General features: G+C 57.3%; 12 protein-coding genes. 7 read left to right on the top strand and 5 right to left on the bottom strand.

The window, feature by feature from the left end; translation table 11 throughout:
• Positions 1 to 24 precede the first annotated feature (24 nt).
• From ovoA to ravA, 3 genes are all read right to left on the bottom strand, one after another.
• Positions 25 to 2,163 (bottom strand): 5-histidylcysteine sulfoxide synthase, encoded by a 2,139-nt coding sequence (gene ovoA, locus BY447_RS10555; RefSeq protein ID WP_199226927.1) that lies wholly within the window; start codon positions 2,161 to 2,163, stop codon positions 25 to 27.
• A gap of 71 nt (positions 2,164 to 2,234) precedes the next feature.
• Positions 2,235 to 3,695, bottom strand: a complete 1,461-nt coding sequence (viaA, locus tag BY447_RS10550) for an ATPase RavA stimulator ViaA (RefSeq protein WP_033784340.1) — start codon at positions 3,693 to 3,695, stop codon at positions 2,235 to 2,237.
• On the bottom strand, positions 3,692 to 5,188 hold the full coding sequence (gene ravA, locus BY447_RS10545) for an ATPase RavA (RefSeq protein WP_110331930.1): 1,497 nt from the start codon (positions 5,186 to 5,188) through the stop codon (positions 3,692 to 3,694). The genes viaA and ravA overlap by 4 nt, the downstream gene beginning before the upstream one ends.
• A gap of 290 nt (positions 5,189 to 5,478) precedes the next feature.
• Between ravA and kup the strand changes: the two genes are divergently transcribed.
• On the top strand, positions 5,479 to 7,347 hold the full coding sequence (gene kup, locus BY447_RS10540) for a low affinity potassium transporter Kup (RefSeq protein WP_013359553.1): 1,869 nt from the start codon (positions 5,479 to 5,481) through the stop codon (positions 7,345 to 7,347).
• 15 nt (positions 7,348 to 7,362) lie between these two features.
• Here the strand turns inward: kup and qseC are convergent, their stop codons facing one another.
• The gene (qseC, locus tag BY447_RS10535) at positions 7,363 to 8,718 is read right to left on the bottom strand and encodes a quorum sensing histidine kinase QseC (protein WP_110331096.1); all 1,356 of its coding nucleotides are present in this window, start codon (positions 8,716 to 8,718) and stop codon (positions 7,363 to 7,365) included.
• Positions 8,706 to 9,377 (bottom strand): quorum sensing response regulator transcription factor QseB, encoded by a 672-nt coding sequence (gene qseB, locus BY447_RS10530; protein ID WP_110331095.1) that lies wholly within the window; start codon positions 9,375 to 9,377, stop codon positions 8,706 to 8,708. Before qseB ends, qseC begins: the two co-directional genes overlap by 13 nt.
• A 162-nt stretch (positions 9,378 to 9,539) precedes the next feature.
• Here qseB and BY447_RS10525 point away from each other — a divergent pair, with 162 nt between their 5' ends.
• From BY447_RS10525 to rbsK, 6 genes are all read left to right on the top strand, one after another.
• Complete coding sequence (locus BY447_RS10525) at positions 9,540 to 9,947, top strand: YgiW/YdeI family stress tolerance OB fold protein (RefSeq protein WP_033784337.1); 408 nt, start codon at positions 9,540 to 9,542, stop codon at positions 9,945 to 9,947.
• A 182-nt stretch (positions 9,948 to 10,129) separates the two neighbouring features.
• A complete protein-coding gene (gene rbsD / locus BY447_RS10520; protein WP_033784336.1) occupies positions 10,130 to 10,549 on the top strand; it encodes a D-ribose pyranase in 420 nt (139 codons plus the stop codon).
• A 7-nt stretch (positions 10,550 to 10,556) separates the two neighbouring features.
• On the top strand, positions 10,557 to 12,065 hold the full coding sequence (rbsA, locus tag BY447_RS10515; RefSeq protein ID WP_110331094.1) for a ribose ABC transporter ATP-binding protein RbsA: 1,509 nt from the start codon (positions 10,557 to 10,559) through the stop codon (positions 12,063 to 12,065).
• Positions 12,062 to 13,033 carry a ribose ABC transporter permease gene (gene rbsC / locus BY447_RS10510; RefSeq protein WP_013359547.1) on the top strand — a complete coding sequence of 324 codons (972 nt, stop codon included), beginning with the start codon at positions 12,062 to 12,064 and terminating at the stop codon, positions 13,031 to 13,033. The genes rbsA and rbsC overlap by 4 nt, the downstream gene beginning before the upstream one ends.
• A 25-nt stretch (positions 13,034 to 13,058) precedes the next feature.
• Positions 13,059 to 13,934, top strand: a complete 876-nt coding sequence (gene rbsB / locus BY447_RS10505) for a ribose ABC transporter substrate-binding protein RbsB (RefSeq protein ID WP_110331093.1) — start codon at positions 13,059 to 13,061, stop codon at positions 13,932 to 13,934.
• A 62-nt stretch (positions 13,935 to 13,996) separates the two neighbouring features.
• The gene (gene rbsK / locus BY447_RS10500) at positions 13,997 to 14,926 is read left to right on the top strand and encodes a ribokinase (protein WP_110331092.1); all 930 of its coding nucleotides are present in this window, start codon (positions 13,997 to 13,999) and stop codon (positions 14,924 to 14,926) included.
• Positions 14,927 to 14,936 lie beyond the last annotated feature (10 nt).

Below are 14,936 nucleotides of genomic sequence, written 5' to 3'. Positions count from 1 at the left end.
CGACGGGCGCCGCTGCCGGTTCACTTAGCGTTTGCGCCAGACGGTGACCTGCGCCAGCGTGTGCTGGAATTTGCGGGCCGTTTCGCGGATTACAAAGGGTTTATCCTGCGGTTCACCGACCAGTTCGAAGTCGGCTGCCAGCAGACGCTGCAGTGCCTGCAGCGTCGTCAGCGCCTCACCATTTTCACGCACGCCGCCCAGCCAGTTCTCCTTCGGCGTGAAATCCTCCAGCCAGGTATAAGGCGATGAGAGCAGCAGGATGCCGCCCTGACGCAGCATCGGCGTGACATCCCGCAGGAAACGAGCAGGCTGGCGCAGGCGGTCGATCAGGTTGGAGGCGAGTACCAGATCGTAACGACCCGGCTGCGGCTTCAGGTTACAGGCGTCGCCCTGAACAAACTGAATCCGCTGTGCCAGTTCACTCTCCAGCGCAAAATCTTTCAGGCGAACCTGCCGATACTCCACCAGATCGCCTTCCTGAGGCAGCAGATAGCGGAAGTCTTCGCCGCTGGCCAGCTGCAGCGCCACGTCGATGAAGCGTGCCGAGTAGTCCATTCCGGTAACGCGCTCAAAGTGGCGAGCCAGTTCGAAACTGGCGCGTCCGGTGGCACAGCCGATATCCAGGGCATCACCACGGGCTGAGGTGTAATTCAGCGCCAGCTTCACCAGGCTCTCGGCATAGTTATCCACGCCGAAATAGCGCGGGCCATACTGGAAGTCGAGGTACTGCGACACCATCGCGTCGGATTCATACGGGTTCAGCGCCATGGTTTCCTGATGGCTGGACACCACGTAGCGGAAACCGGCGTGCTGGAAGAAGTGGCGGCGGAACGCATAGCGTGCCGATTTCAGCGCCTCATTGCCGGTCGAGATCCAGCTGCCGCCTTTGATCAGGGAATGTTTGCCATCGAAGGTCGGGGTAGAGAAATCATCGTAAAGCGGGTGAACTTTGAAGCCTTCAAAGCCATTGGTCGGCGTGGTCGTCCATTGCCAGACGTTACCGACGATATCGAAGAACGCGCCCTGAGCGAAGAGATCCACCGGCGATGAGGACGCCCAGTACGCCAGGTTAATGTTGCCTGGCGCCGGTTCCCAGTCCGGCTGATCGCCCGCGACCTGTTCGCGCAGCTGAGCCCACTCCGCTTCACAGGGGAGCTGAACGCTCATACCGGTCTGTTCCGCTTTCCAGCGGCAGAAAGCCGCCGCTTCCAGCTGATTGACCTCGGCAGGCCAGTCCCACGGCATCGCCACTTCTTCACACATCAGACGCAGTTTAAGCTGATCGGGCATCGCAGGCGTGCCGACCCAGAAAGTGGGCATCTCTGCTTTGGCAAACTGACACCAGCCCCAGCCTTCATCATCCCACCAGCGGGCATCCTGATAACCGCCCGCATCAACGAACGCCATGAATTCCGCATTGCTGACCAGCATTTTGCTCGCCTGGAACGGCTGCAGCGTAACCTGCTGGCGGCCATATTCATTATCCCAGCCGTAGGTATCGTCGGTTTTACCCAGCGTGACGGTGCCGCCTGGCATCGGCAGCAGGGCATTGGCCGGAACAGCTTCGCGCTGATGGCGCGCCATTGGACAGACCGGCCATGCGGCCTGCGGTCTGACCCACTCAATCGGTAACTGGCGGATCAGCACGCTGGAGGTTTCCAGATGAATACGCTCATGCTCAATGCCCATCAGGATCACCCAGGCCGGGCTCTCCCAGCTGATCGGCAGCGTGAGCGGTAGGGTCTGGATCAGATCGCTGACCAGCGCTTTAACGCGTCCGCGGTATTCACGGACTTCATCAATGGTAGGCCAGTCATAGTGACTGTCGTTGAGATCGTCCCAGCTCATCTCGTCCACACCAATCGCCATCATCGCTTCGATACGATCGTCCAGACGCGCATCAATGAGGCGTCCGGCCATCAGCTTATTAATGTAGAAGGTGGCGGTGTGACCAAAATAGAAGATTAATGGATGGCGCAGCGGAATGGCTTTGGTAAACCAGGCCTGTGAATCGGCCAGACAGGTGAACAGACTTTCATACTGTTCCCAGGTCTGATGAAAATAGGCCAGCAATTCGGCACGTTTTTGTTCTATGTTCTGGCCGGAGAGCATTAACGTCCGCGTCGGTGCTGGCAGATCGCGATGGGGTTGAGCAAGCGTCACAGGAAGCTCCAGATTGCTGAGTAAGTGAAACGGTAATTCACTATAGCAAATAAGCATTTCTGCAAGATGACTTAACGGCGCCAGTGGCGCAGCAGGCGGCTTTTCATGCCGGTGTCGAAGCGCCAGATATGGTCGAAGATGCGCAGAATACCTGGTTTCCCGTGGGCCGACATTGCCACGGCGTGAAAACGTTGCTGATTATGTCGCTGGCGCTTTTTGATCGCCCCGATGACCTCTTCCGGCAGACGCTGGGCAATAAAATCGGAAACGATCACCGCATCGGCTTCCTCCCACAGTGCGCCTTCCATTCGGGTGACAACCGAAGAGAGACAGGCGGCCAGATCGGTGCCGCCACGGAAACGCTGGCTCAGAAAGCGAATCGCCTGCTCCAGTCCGTCCTCACCGGTCAGCTCATAGCCAATCACCTCATGCGCAAACAGCATGATGTAGCAGCGACGGCGATCGGCCAGCGCGACCTTCAGCAGTGCCAGACAAAAGGCTTTAGCGCAACGCTCATTAAAGCCACCCATCGAACCGGAGGTATCCACGCAGACGATAAACGGCCCGCGCGGCTGCTCTTCATGCTGCTGGTGGCTGGCCGGACGCATCGTCACCTTTTCATGCCAGGCATCGCCCTGCAGCTTATAGGTCAGCAGCCGTTTCTCGACCAGCCGCCGGTAAAATTCCAGCTCCAGTTCGCTGATGCTCAGCGCGGCTAACTCCGGCGGTAACAGTCGCAGCACGTCATCGCTCTGATGAATGCCGCTGACCTCTTCCGGCACGGATGCAGGCTCCTGCACCAGATGATGAAAAGCTTCCATCGGGGCATCCTGTGACGGCACCGATTTTGCCTCGCGGCTGCGACCCAGCTGCTGGGCCAGCTTCAGCAGCTCCGGTTGCTGCGCCAGAAAGTCGCCATATTGCAGCATCAGCTGATAATCGCCGGGCTGCAGTGACGCTTTGCTCATGTCCCACAGCCGGCCAGCGGCGGCTTCATCATCGTCACTGAGAATCGGAGCCAGCTGACCGCTCAGTGCCATGCGCTGCTGCAGTTCCGCCAGCAGGCGTTCGCGCTGCTGCTCCAGCAAATCCTGATTCAGCGTCAGAGTCTGTAAGGTCAGGCTCAGCCGCCAGCGCTGTAAAAAAAGCTGGTGCTGCGCGCTGCTGAGATGCCCGATATCGGTGTGTTGCAGCAGCCGGTTAGCTTCATCAAGAAAAGGAGACGGCAGGCTTTGAAGCGCCTCAAGTGTGGCAGTCAGCTGCTGGCTGAATTCACGATCGCTGAGGAGCTGGATGCGCTGGAACAGCTGAAACTCTTCGGCCAGCGTGGCCGGAACCGGCGTGTCTTTGAGTTCAGCACTAATCTCCGCTCGCCAGCGTGGCACATCGCGCAGCAGCGCTTTTTTCAGTCCGGGGAATTTTTCAAAAAACAGCGCCAGCTGTGGGGACGCCAGCAGGGCAATAATCAGCTCTTCAATCAGTTCGGTCTCACCCACTGAGAGCAGCGTGCTCAGCGTCTCGACTGAGATCATTTACGCGCCTGTTTCAGCTGTTCTGCCACATCCTGCAGGCTGGTTTCGACCCGCGCCAGCCAGTCATCACTGATAAACAGGCAGCGCTGATGCTGGCTGAACAGATGACGCTGCGACCGCAGCTCACTTTCCAGCGCATCCAGTGCTTCGGTGATTTCACCGGGCAACGGCTCGCTGTTGCTGACGCCTGGCAGCATCAGACGTGACGATTGCAGGCTCACATCACGGATAGCCAGGCAGTGCTGCGCATCCACCTGTAAATCCAGGCTTTGTGCAAAGCCAATCCCATTGAGCTTGCCGCGAACCTCACCGCCTTTCTGCAGCCACTGATTCAGGGCATCACGCGCAATCACAATATGGCTTACCTGCATGTCATGCAGCATCAGCGGCTTTTGCAGCATCAGCGTCAGTTGCTCATCGGTAAAGCTTTCCGGCAGATCGTAATGGGGCTTGCGGCTGAACATGCCGCTGTGTCTTTCCAGAGTGATCGCCTGCGCGATGCTCTGCTGCTGTTGCAGAGCCAGACGACGCGCTTTGATCTGCTGCAGTTTCAGCAGCATTGGCAGCTGCTGCCAGGCGTGCTGCGTCATCAGCTGATCGATTTCTCGTTCCAGCAGCTGCATGGAGGCGACGTCGTGCCAGAGGCAATCTTTCAGCAGGATCAGGTCTATCGGGGCAATGGTATTGCGACCGCTGTAGAAGGCGCTGGCCTGCAGCAGATGGATGGCTTTTTTCCAGCGACGATCGGAAATGTAAGGTGCGGCAGGCTGGCTCTCCAGTTGCTGACGCAGCTGATAAATCAGCTCAAAGACGGCATCGGGCAGGCTGACCTGGCTGATGCCGAGCTGCCACTGCGCATACTCTTCATCACTGATGCGCAGGGATTCCGCGACAGGATTGGTGTGCTCATCCTGCTGGTGGGTCAGCATGCTGCGAAAGTTCTGCTTCTCATGCACGTTATCCAGCCACAGGCGGATCAGCATTCGATCATAGAGCGCCTCAAGGCCACTATCCGCTTCCGGCAGTTCGTTGGAGGCGGTAACCAGCAGCCGCATCGGGATGGTCTCTTCGCTGTCACCATTGCGGAAGCGGCGTTCATTGATAGCGGTCAGCAGGGTATTCAGAATCGCCGGGCCGGCTTTCCAGATCTCATCCAGAAAAACAATCTCGGCGTCGGGCAGATACCCTTTAGTGAGACGCTGGTAGCGTCCTTCGTCTTTCAGTGCCTGAATGGAGAGCGGGCCAAACACTTCTTCCGGCGTGGAGAAACGGGTCATCAGATATTCAAAGGCGCGGGCGTGCTGAAAGGCATATTTAAGGCGGCGGGCAATCAGGCTCTTGGCGATGCCCGGCGGTCCCAGCAGAAACACGCTTTCACCGCTCAGCGCGGCCAGCAGGCAAAGGCGAATGGCATGGTGCCGTTCATATAATCCTTTTTCTAACGCATTGCTAAGGCGAGAAATTCTTTCTGCCAAAAGATGGGGTTGAGCCATAATCACATCAATGTCCTTACGATCGTCGGGCCGCCGCGCTTAAGCAAGCGCCTTACTCTATAGATCATCATGCGTGAAAGCGTTGATAGCTGTCAGCTTTTTTGTTTCAGAAGGTTTGCCTGTTTTAAAGTGGTGCCGGATGACAATTTATTGTCTGAAATAACCCCGTTACCCTGACCGCGAGGCGAAGCGGGTATAGGAATTTTCGTTAAACCGTGCATACTGTGCGCTTTTTGATGGCCTGAGCGAGGGGTTTTTGCACCTCTTAGACTCCAACAAAAGATAACTCTATGAGCTCGGATAATAAGCAGTCACTTCGCGGATTAACGCTGGCCGCTATTGGTGTTGTTTACGGGGATATCGGCACCAGTCCGCTGTATACCTTGCGTGAATGTCTCTCCGGACAGTTTGGCTTCGGCGTTGAGCGGGAGGCGGTATTTGGCTTTCTGTCGCTGATTTTCTGGCTGCTGGTGCTGGTGGTCTCACTGAAGTACATCAGTTATGTGATGCGTGCCGACAACGCCGGGGAAGGCGGGATTCTGACCCTGATGTCGCTGGCAGGTCGCCATACCGGTGCACGCGCCACGGCGGTGCTGGTGATCATGGGCCTGATTGGTGGCAGCTTCTTCTATGGAGAGGTGGTAATTACGCCAGCCATTTCGGTGATGTCCGCCATCGAAGGCCTTGAGATTGCCGCGCCGTCGCTGGATCCCTTTATTGTGCCGATGTCGATTGCGGTGCTGACGCTGCTGTTTGCCATTCAGAAGCATGGCACCGGTATGGTGGGCAAACTCTTCGCGCCGGTAATGCTGGTCTGGTTTCTGGTGCTGGCGATCCTGGGTGTCATGGGCATCATGCGGAACCCGGACGTACTGCATGCGCTGAATCCTGCCTATGCGGTGGAATTCTTCCTGCACTATAAGTCCGTTTCGTTCTTCGCCCTCGGTGCAGTTGTGCTGGCAATTACCGGGGTCGAGGCGCTTTATGCCGATATGGGGCACTTCGGTAAAGTGCCGATTCGGCTGGCCTGGTTCTCGGTGGTGCTGCCGTCGCTGGTGCTGAACTACTTTGGTCAGGGCGCGCTGTTACTCAGCGATCCTAAAGCAATTAAAAACCCCTTCTTCCTGCTGGCTCCGGACTGGGCGCTGATCCCGATGCTGATTCTGGCAACGCTGGCCACCGTTATCGCTTCACAGGCGGTGATCTCCGGTGTCTTCTCGCTGACGCGTCAGGCGGTGCGACTGGGTTATCTGCCGGGGATGCGTATCATCCACACTTCTGAGCGCGAATCGGGCCAGATTTATATTCCGGTGATCAACTGGGTGCTCTACTTCGCCGTGCTGATTGTGATTATCAGCTTTGAGCATTCAAGTAATCTGGCTGCGGCCTACGGTATTGCGGTGACCGGCACCATGGTGCTGACGGCAATGCTCTCCTGCACCGTGGCGGTTAAAAACTGGCACTGGAACAAGCTGGCGGTCGCCGTCATCCTGGTGCTGATGCTCTGCATTGACGTGCCGCTGTTTACCGCCAACCTGGTGAAAATTTTCTCTGGTGGCTGGCTGCCGCTCTGTCTCGGCCTGGTGATGTTTATCATTATGACGACGTGGAAAAGCGAACGTTTCCGTCTGCTGCGCCGTATGCACGAACATGGTAACTCCCTGGAGGCGATGATCGCGTCGCTGGAGAAATCGCCACCGGTTCGCGTGCCGGGCACGGCGGTCTATATGTCACGTGCCCTGAATGTGATTCCGTTTGCCATGCTTCACAACCTCAAGCACAACAAAGTGTTGCATGAGCGGGTCGTGCTGCTGACGTTGCGTACTGAAGATGCACCTTACGTGCACAACGTGCGTCGTGTCACCATTGAGCAGCTGTCGCCGACCTTCTGGCGGGTGGTGGCAAGCTATGGCTGGCGTGAGACGCCAAACGTTGAGGAGATTTTCCACCGTTGCGGGCTGGAAGGACTTAACTGCCGCATGATGGAGACCTCGTTCTTTATGTCGCATGAGTCGCTGATCATCGGCAAACGGCCGTGGTATCTGCGCCTGCGCGGCAAACTCTTCCTGGCGCTGCAGCGCAATGCGCTCCGTGCGCCAGACCAGTTTGAGATCCCGCCAAACCGCGTGATTGAGCTGGGCACCCAGGTCGAGATTTGATTGGCAGCGCCCGCCTTACGGGGCGGGCGCTGACCAGCGTAGCGTGACGCACAAGCCGCCGCCGGGTCGCTGGCTGAACGTAACCTGCATCCCATGCAACTGGGCAATATTACGCACTATCGATAATCCCAGCCCGCTCCCGCTCTTCTCCTGACCTGGCGGTCGCCAGAAACGCTCACCGAGCCGTTGCAGGTCGGCAGCACTCAGACCCTCACCGTTATCCTCTATCGACAGGCTGTTTGCCTGCAACCGCACATCGACTTCGCTGCCCGCAGGCGTATAGCGAATGGCGTTATCCAGCAGATTCCGCACCAGCAGTGACAGTAGCAGCGGATGACCCTGAATCTGTGGATCGGCCTCCGCGTGCAGCCGCAGCGTGACGCCGGTTTTATCCGCCAGCGGTAATTGTGCGGCGAGCGTCTCCTGCACCGTGCGTTTCAGCGCCACCGGTTCGAAGGCGCTGCGTGCATCATCGGCTTCAACCCGCGAAAGCGTCAGCAGCTGATCCACCAGCCGCGTAGCGCGTGCAATGCCGGCATCCAGCTGTTGCAGCGCATGGGTTCGCATTACTTCGTCATCCGCCGTCAGCTGGATCACTTCGCTTTGCACCTGCAGAGCGGCCAGCGGACTGCGCAGCTCATGTGCGGCATCGGAGGTAAAGCGACGTTCACGCTGCATCATGGCGCTGATGCGGCTGAACAGGCCATTGAGCGCCATCATCAGCGGCTGTACCTCTTTCGGCACGCGGTCTGCCTGCAGCGGCGTATCGTCATCAGGCGCGCGCTGTGCCAGCTGCTGCGCCAGCGTCTTCAGCGGTCGCAGTTCAGACCAGACCAGTCCGATGAGCAACAGTAGCATAAACGGCAGCGCGATCAGCCAGGGCAGCATACTGGCTTTCATCAGATCCTGTGTTATGTCGTCGCGGTATTCCGACTCCTGACCGACGACTACCCGGAACTTCTGATCCGGCGTGGTCAGCCAGACAAACCGCCAGCGATCGTCATCATTGGTGAGCTGTCCTTCATGAAATCCCTGATAGTCCGCCTCAAACGGCAGATAGCGGCCATTATCGCCATCATTCATCACCTGCCTGCCGTCACGTGTGAAGACAGCAAAGGCCAGGGCATCGTCATCCTGATCGCCACGATGGTGCCGCAGCATCGCTTTGGTTCGGGGCAATGTGGTGTTGTCCAGCGAAGAGAAATCCAGCGTCAGCAGGCGCTTGGCCAGCAGCATCTGCTGGGTATCAAACAGCTCATCAAGGGTTTCACGGGTCTGATGCCAGGCACTCAGGCTGGCACTGGCCCAGCAGAGGCCGAGCAGCAGCACGAAACCGAGGCCCAGCCGCAGAAACAGGCTCATTGATCGCATTCAGCGGCTCCCAGGGTATAACCGACGCCGTGCAGCGTGCGGATAAACGCGCTGCCCAGCTTTTTACGCAGATGATGGATATGCACTTCTACCGCGTTGCTGGAGACGTCGGCATCCCAGCTGTAGAGCTTCTCTTCCAGCTGGCTGCGCGTCAGCACCCGGCCCGGGTTGCGCATAAAGAGTTCCAGCAGCGCCAGTTCACGGCTTTTCAGCTCAATCGTCTCGCCCTCGCGCATCACACTGTGACTGCCGGGGACCAGTACCACGTTACCGTGACGGAGTTCGGGCTGCAGCTGACCGTGACGGCGGCGGATTAGCGCCTGTAAGCGCGCGGCCACTTCGGTTAAGGCAAAGGGCTTGCACAGATAGTCATCGGCTCCCATCTGCAGGCCTTCAACCCGCTGATCGAGCGCATCGCGGGCAGTCAGTATCAGGACCGGCACATCATTTCCCTGCTGCCGCCACTGCCGCAGGATATCGAGTCCATCCCGCTCAGGCAGAGAAAGGTCCAGGATCACCGCATCCCAGGGCGCGGCCTCCAGCGCGTTACAGCCCGCCTCACCAGACGTAAACCAGTCAACGCTGAAGCCCAGTTTACTCAGCCCCGCTTTGATACCGTCGCCAATTAAGCGATCGTCTTCAATCAGTAAAATACGCATCACGTCTCCCTGTTCCGATAGCGTTTTATACGAAGCAACTTCCTCACTGTACAGCTGATTTCGGCGAAAATGGCTTATTTTTCACGCTTAAGAAGCTGTTAAGAACTCTGTGGTCAACTGGGCGTATTCAAACCGAAAACACCACTGAGAAAGGGGTACACCATGAAAAAGCACGCTGCAATTCTGGCCGTCGTTATGCTGGCTTCCGCCCCGGTTTTCGCTGCACAGCAGGGCGGATTTGTTGATCCCAGTGCGCCAGCCGCACAGACGCCGTCAGCATCCGGTCAGGGCGGCTTCAGTGCCGATCACACCAGTGTGGTGACCGTGAAGCAGGCTGAAGAGATGAAAGATGACAGCTGGATCACCGTACGCGGCAAGCTGGAAAAACAGATCGGCAAGGAAGATTATCTGTTCCGCGACCAGACGGGCACCATGAAAGTTGAAATCGACCACAAGCACTGGAACGGCCAGACCATCACGCCCAAAGATAACGTTGAGCTGACGGGTGAACTGGATAAAGATTTCAACAGCATTGAGATGGACGTTAAGCAGGTTAAGAAACTGCCTTAATTCCCTCCTGCCGGGCCGCATTCGCGGCCCTTTTTTCGTTCCTTTCCTCGCCTTAATGCAAATTTCCTCCCGCGTGAGCGAAACGTTTCGATAGCGATCACAGATTTCTTCTTTGCCGGTTGAGTTGATGGCGGCTTTTCATACACTCGAGACAGCGAAACGTTTCGCTGTGGAGTGAAAAGATGAAAAAAGGTCGCCTGTTAAACGCTGAACTCTCACATGTGATTGCCCGCCTGGGACACACGGATACGCTGACGATTGCCGATGCAGGCTTGCCGATTCCGGCTGGACCGCAGCGCATCGACTTAGCGCTCACGCCAGGTACGCCCGATTTTATGCAGGTGGTTAATGCTGTCGCACTGGAGATGCAGGTAGAGAGCGCCCTGATCGCGGAGGAGATTAAGCAGCATAATCCGCACCTTCATAGCGCGCTTGTCGCCGTGCTCGAAGCCTTGCAACAGCACCAGGGGAATCGCATCACCATCAGCTACACCAGTCATGAACAATTCAAACAACAAACGCAGCGTAGTCAGGCGGTCATTCGGAGCGGAGAGTGCTCTCCGTTTGCGAATGTCATCCTCAGCGCCGGTGTGACCTTCTGAGGCCGCTATGCAACCTTTACTGCAACTCGACGGCATTGAAAAATCCTTTCCGGGCGTAAAAGCCCTGAAGGGGGCGTCGCTGAATGTCCGTGCAGGACGCGTGATGGCGCTGGTGGGCGAGAACGGCGCAGGCAAGTCCAGCATGATGAAAGTGCTGACCGGGATCTATCAATATGATGCCGGTACGCTGCGCTGGCTCGGCAAAGAGACCCGTTTCAGTGGACCGAAAGCGTCACAGGAAGCGGGCATTGGCATCATCCATCAGGAGCTGAACCTGATCCCTCAGTTAACCGTGGCGGAGAATATTTTTCTCGGTCGCGAATATGTGGGGCGTTTTGGCCGTATCCAGTGGCCGCGTATGTATGCCGAAGCCGATACGCTGCTCAAAAGGCTCAATCTGCGCTTCAACAGCCACAAGCTGGTGGGCGATTTGTCGATTGGCGATCAGCAGATGGTCGAAATCGCCAAAGTGCTGAGCTTTGAGTCGCAGGTCATCATCATGGATGAGCCGACCGATGCGCTGACCGATACCGAAACGCTGTCGCTGTTCCGGGTGATCAACGAACTGAAAGCGCAGGGCTGCGGCATCGTCTATATCTCGCATCGCATGAAAGAGATCTTTGAGATCTGCGATGACGTCACGGTATTCCGCGACGGTCAGTTTATTGCTGAACGTCCGGTCAGCGAGCTGACCGAAGAGAGTCTGATCGAGATGATGGTCGGACGTAAGCTGGAAGATCAATATCCGCATCTTGATCAGGCGCCAGGCGACGTGCGGCTCAAAGTGGAGAACGTCAGCGGGCCGGGCGTGGAGAACGTCAGCTTCAGTCTGCGCAAAGGCGAAATCCTTGGCATCTCGGGTCTGATGGGCGCGGGCCGCACCGAACTGATGAAGGTGCTCTACGGCGCGCTGCCGCGTCGTGAAGGTGCAATGTGGCTTAATGGACGGGAAGTGGTGACGCGTTCGCCGCAGGACGGGCTGGCTAACGGTATCGTCTACATCTCGGAAGATCGTAAGCGTGATGGTCTGGTGCTGGGCATGTCAGTGAAAGAGAACATGTCGCTGACGGCATTAGGCTATTTCAGTCACGGCAGCGGCACGCTGAAACATGCGGCAGAGCAGCTGGCGGTAGGCGATTTTATCCGGCTGTTCAACGTGAAAACGCCTTCTATGGAGCAGCCGATTGGTCTGCTTTCAGGCGGCAACCAGCAGAAAGTGGCGATTGCCCGCGGTCTGATGACCCGCCCTAACGTGCTGATTCTGGACGAACCGACCCGCGGTGTGGATGTCGGTGCGAAGAAAGAGATCTATCAACTGATTAACCAGTTTAAAGCCGAAGGGCTGAGCATCATCCTGGTCTCCTCGGAAATGCCGGAAGTGCTGGGCATGAGCGATCGAATTCTGGTGATGCATGAAGGCCGTATCAGCGGCGAATTTACCCGTGAAGACGCCACTCAGGAAAGCCTGATGGCAGCCGCCGTAGGCAAGCAACACAGCGAGGATTTAGTGGTATGACGACCCAAACTTTACCGGCCAGCCGTCGCTGGTTTAGCAAAAGCTGGCTGCTGGAACAGAAGTCGCTGATTGCGCTGATGGTGCTGATCGCCGTGGTGGCCAGCCAGAGCCCGAACTTCTTTACCGTGGCGAACCTGTTCAACATTCTGCAGCAGACCTCGGTTAACGCCATTATGGCGGTCGGGATGACGCTGGTGATCCTGACTTCCGGTATCGACCTCTCGGTGGGTTCGCTGCTGGCTCTGACGGGCGCAGTGGGTGCATCGCTGGTGGGCATGGAGGTCAATGCTCTGGTCGCGGTGGCGGCTTCGCTGGCGCTGGGTGCGGCAATCGGTGCTCTGACCGGCACCATTGTGGCGCGCGGCAAGGTTCAGGCCTTTATCGCCACGCTGGTTATGATGCTGCTGCTGCGCGGTGTGACCATGGTCTATACCGACGGCAGCCCGATTAACACCGGTTTCAGTGCCAATGCCGATCTACTGGGCTGGTTTGGTATTGGTCGCCCGCTGGGTATCCCTGCGCCGGTCTGGCTCATGGCGCTGGTCTTTATCGCCGCCTGGTACATGCTGCAGCACACGCGTCTGGGTCGCTACATTTATGCGCTTGGCGGTAACGAAGCGGCAACGCGTCTCTCCGGCATCAATGTGAATCGCGTCAAAATCATCGTCTATTCACTGAGCGGCATGCTGGCAGCGCTGGCGGGCACCATTGAAGTGGCGCGTCTCTCATCAGCACAGCCGACAGCGGGTACCGGCTATGAGCTGGATGCAATTGCTGCGGTCGTGCTGGGCGGAACCAGCCTGGCTGGCGGTAAAGGCCGTATTTTCGGCACCCTGATTGGCGCGCTGATCCTCGGCTTCCTGAACAACGGCCTGAACCTGATGGGCGTCTCTTCGTACTACCAGATGATCGTTAAAGCGGTGGTCATCCTGCTGGCGGTGCTGGTGGATAATAAAAGCAGTAAATAACTCTGACCTTACACAGGATAATAAGATGAAAAAGTTAACCGCACTGGCCATGATCCTCGGCGCAATGCTCAGTACCAGCGCCATGGCAAAAGATACCATCGCGCTGGTGGTTTCAACCCTGAACAACCCGTTCTTTGTTTCTCTGAAAGAGGGTGCTCAGAAAGAAGCGGACAAACTGGGCTACAACCTGGTGGTGCTGGATTCACAGAACAACCCGGCTAAAGAGCTGGCGAACGTGCAGGATCTGACCGTTCGCGGTACTAAGCTGCTGCTGATCAACCCGACTGACTCTGATGCTGTGGGCAACGCCGTGAAGATGGCTAACCAGGCGAATATTCCTGTCATCACGCTGGACCGCGTTGCGGCACAGGGCACGGTGGTCAGCCACGTCGCTTCCGATAACCGTTTCGGCGGTAAAATGGCCGGTGACTTCATCGCCAAAAAAGTCGGCAAAAATGCCAAAATTATTGAGCTGCAGGGCATTGCCGGAACCTCTGCTGCCCGCGAACGTGGCGAAGGCTTCAAACAGGCCGCTGATGCGCATAAATTCCAGATCCTCGCCAGCCAGCCTGCTGACTTTGACCGCACCAAAGGTCTGAATGTCATGCAGAACCTGCTGCAGGCGCATCCGGATGTACAGGCGGTATTCGCTCAGAACGACGAAATGGCGCTGGGTGCACTGCGTGCGCTGCAGACTGCCGGAAAAACCGGTGTGATCGTGGTGGGTTTTGATGGCACTGCTGATGGCGTTAAAGCCGTGGAAGCTGGCAAACTGACTGCGACCGTGGCACAGATGCCAGAAAAAATTGGCATGATCGGCGTGGATACCGCTGATAAAGTGCTGAAGGGTGAAAAAGTGAAGGCGATCAATCCGGTCGACCTGAAGCTGGTCACTCAATAACTCAAAGAAAATCAGGGCACCGCGCCACCCTCCCGGTGGCGCACTTATTCCGGATTCCCCTAATGAGCAAAAACGCAAAACTGGCCGTTCTTGGCAGCATTAATGCTGACCACATCCTTAATCTGGCGCACTTCCCTCGTCCCGGTGAAACGGTGATCGGGCAGAATTATCAGGTTGCGTTTGGCGGTAAAGGCGCGAATCAGGCGGTCGCCGCGGGTCGTGCGGGTGCCGATATCGCCTTTATTGGCTGTGTGGGCGCTGACGACATTGGCGAACGTATTCGTGAGCAGCTCGCACAGGACAATATTGATACCACGCCTGTAGAGGTGGTTGAGGGCGAATCGACCGGTGTGGCGATGATTTTCGTCAACGGTGACGGTGAGAACAATATCGGCATCTACTCCGGTGCAAACGCGGCGTTAACACCCGATTGCGTAGCACGTCATCAGCAGGTTATCGCCGATGCCGATGCACTCTTAATGCAGCTGGAATCGCCGCTGGAGAGCGTGCTGGCCGCCGCGACCTTCGCCCGACAGCATCAGACGCAGGTAATTCTCAATCCGGCACCCGCTACCCCTCTCTCCGATGAGCTGCTGGCGCTGATCGACATTATTACGCCGAATGAGACCGAAGCCGAGAGTCTGACCGGCATTGCGGTTAACAACGATGAAGATGCGGCTCGCGCTGCGGCAGTGCTGCATGCGAAAGGCATCGGCACGGTACTGATTACGCTGGGTCGCCGCGGTGTCTGGCTGAGCGAGCAGGGAGAAGGTCAGCGCATTGCGGGCTTCAGCGTTAAAGCTATTGATACCATCGCGGCGGGCGACACCTTTAACGGTGCCTTTATTACCGCGCGACTGGAGCAGAAGCCAATGTACGACGCGGTGCGATTTGCCCATGCCGCCGCCGCGATTGCCGTTACCCGCTCGGGTGCGCAGCCCTCCGTGCCGTGGCGCGCGGAGATTGATGATTTTTTGCAACAGCAGGGCTAAGCCTTTGAGC

The organism is Pantoea sp. JKS000250, from assembly GCF_003201065.1.
In the GTDB taxonomy this organism is placed as follows: Bacteria; Pseudomonadota; Gammaproteobacteria; order Enterobacterales; family Enterobacteriaceae; genus Pantoea; species Pantoea vagans.
This window is presented reverse-complemented; position numbering and strand designations above follow the sequence as displayed.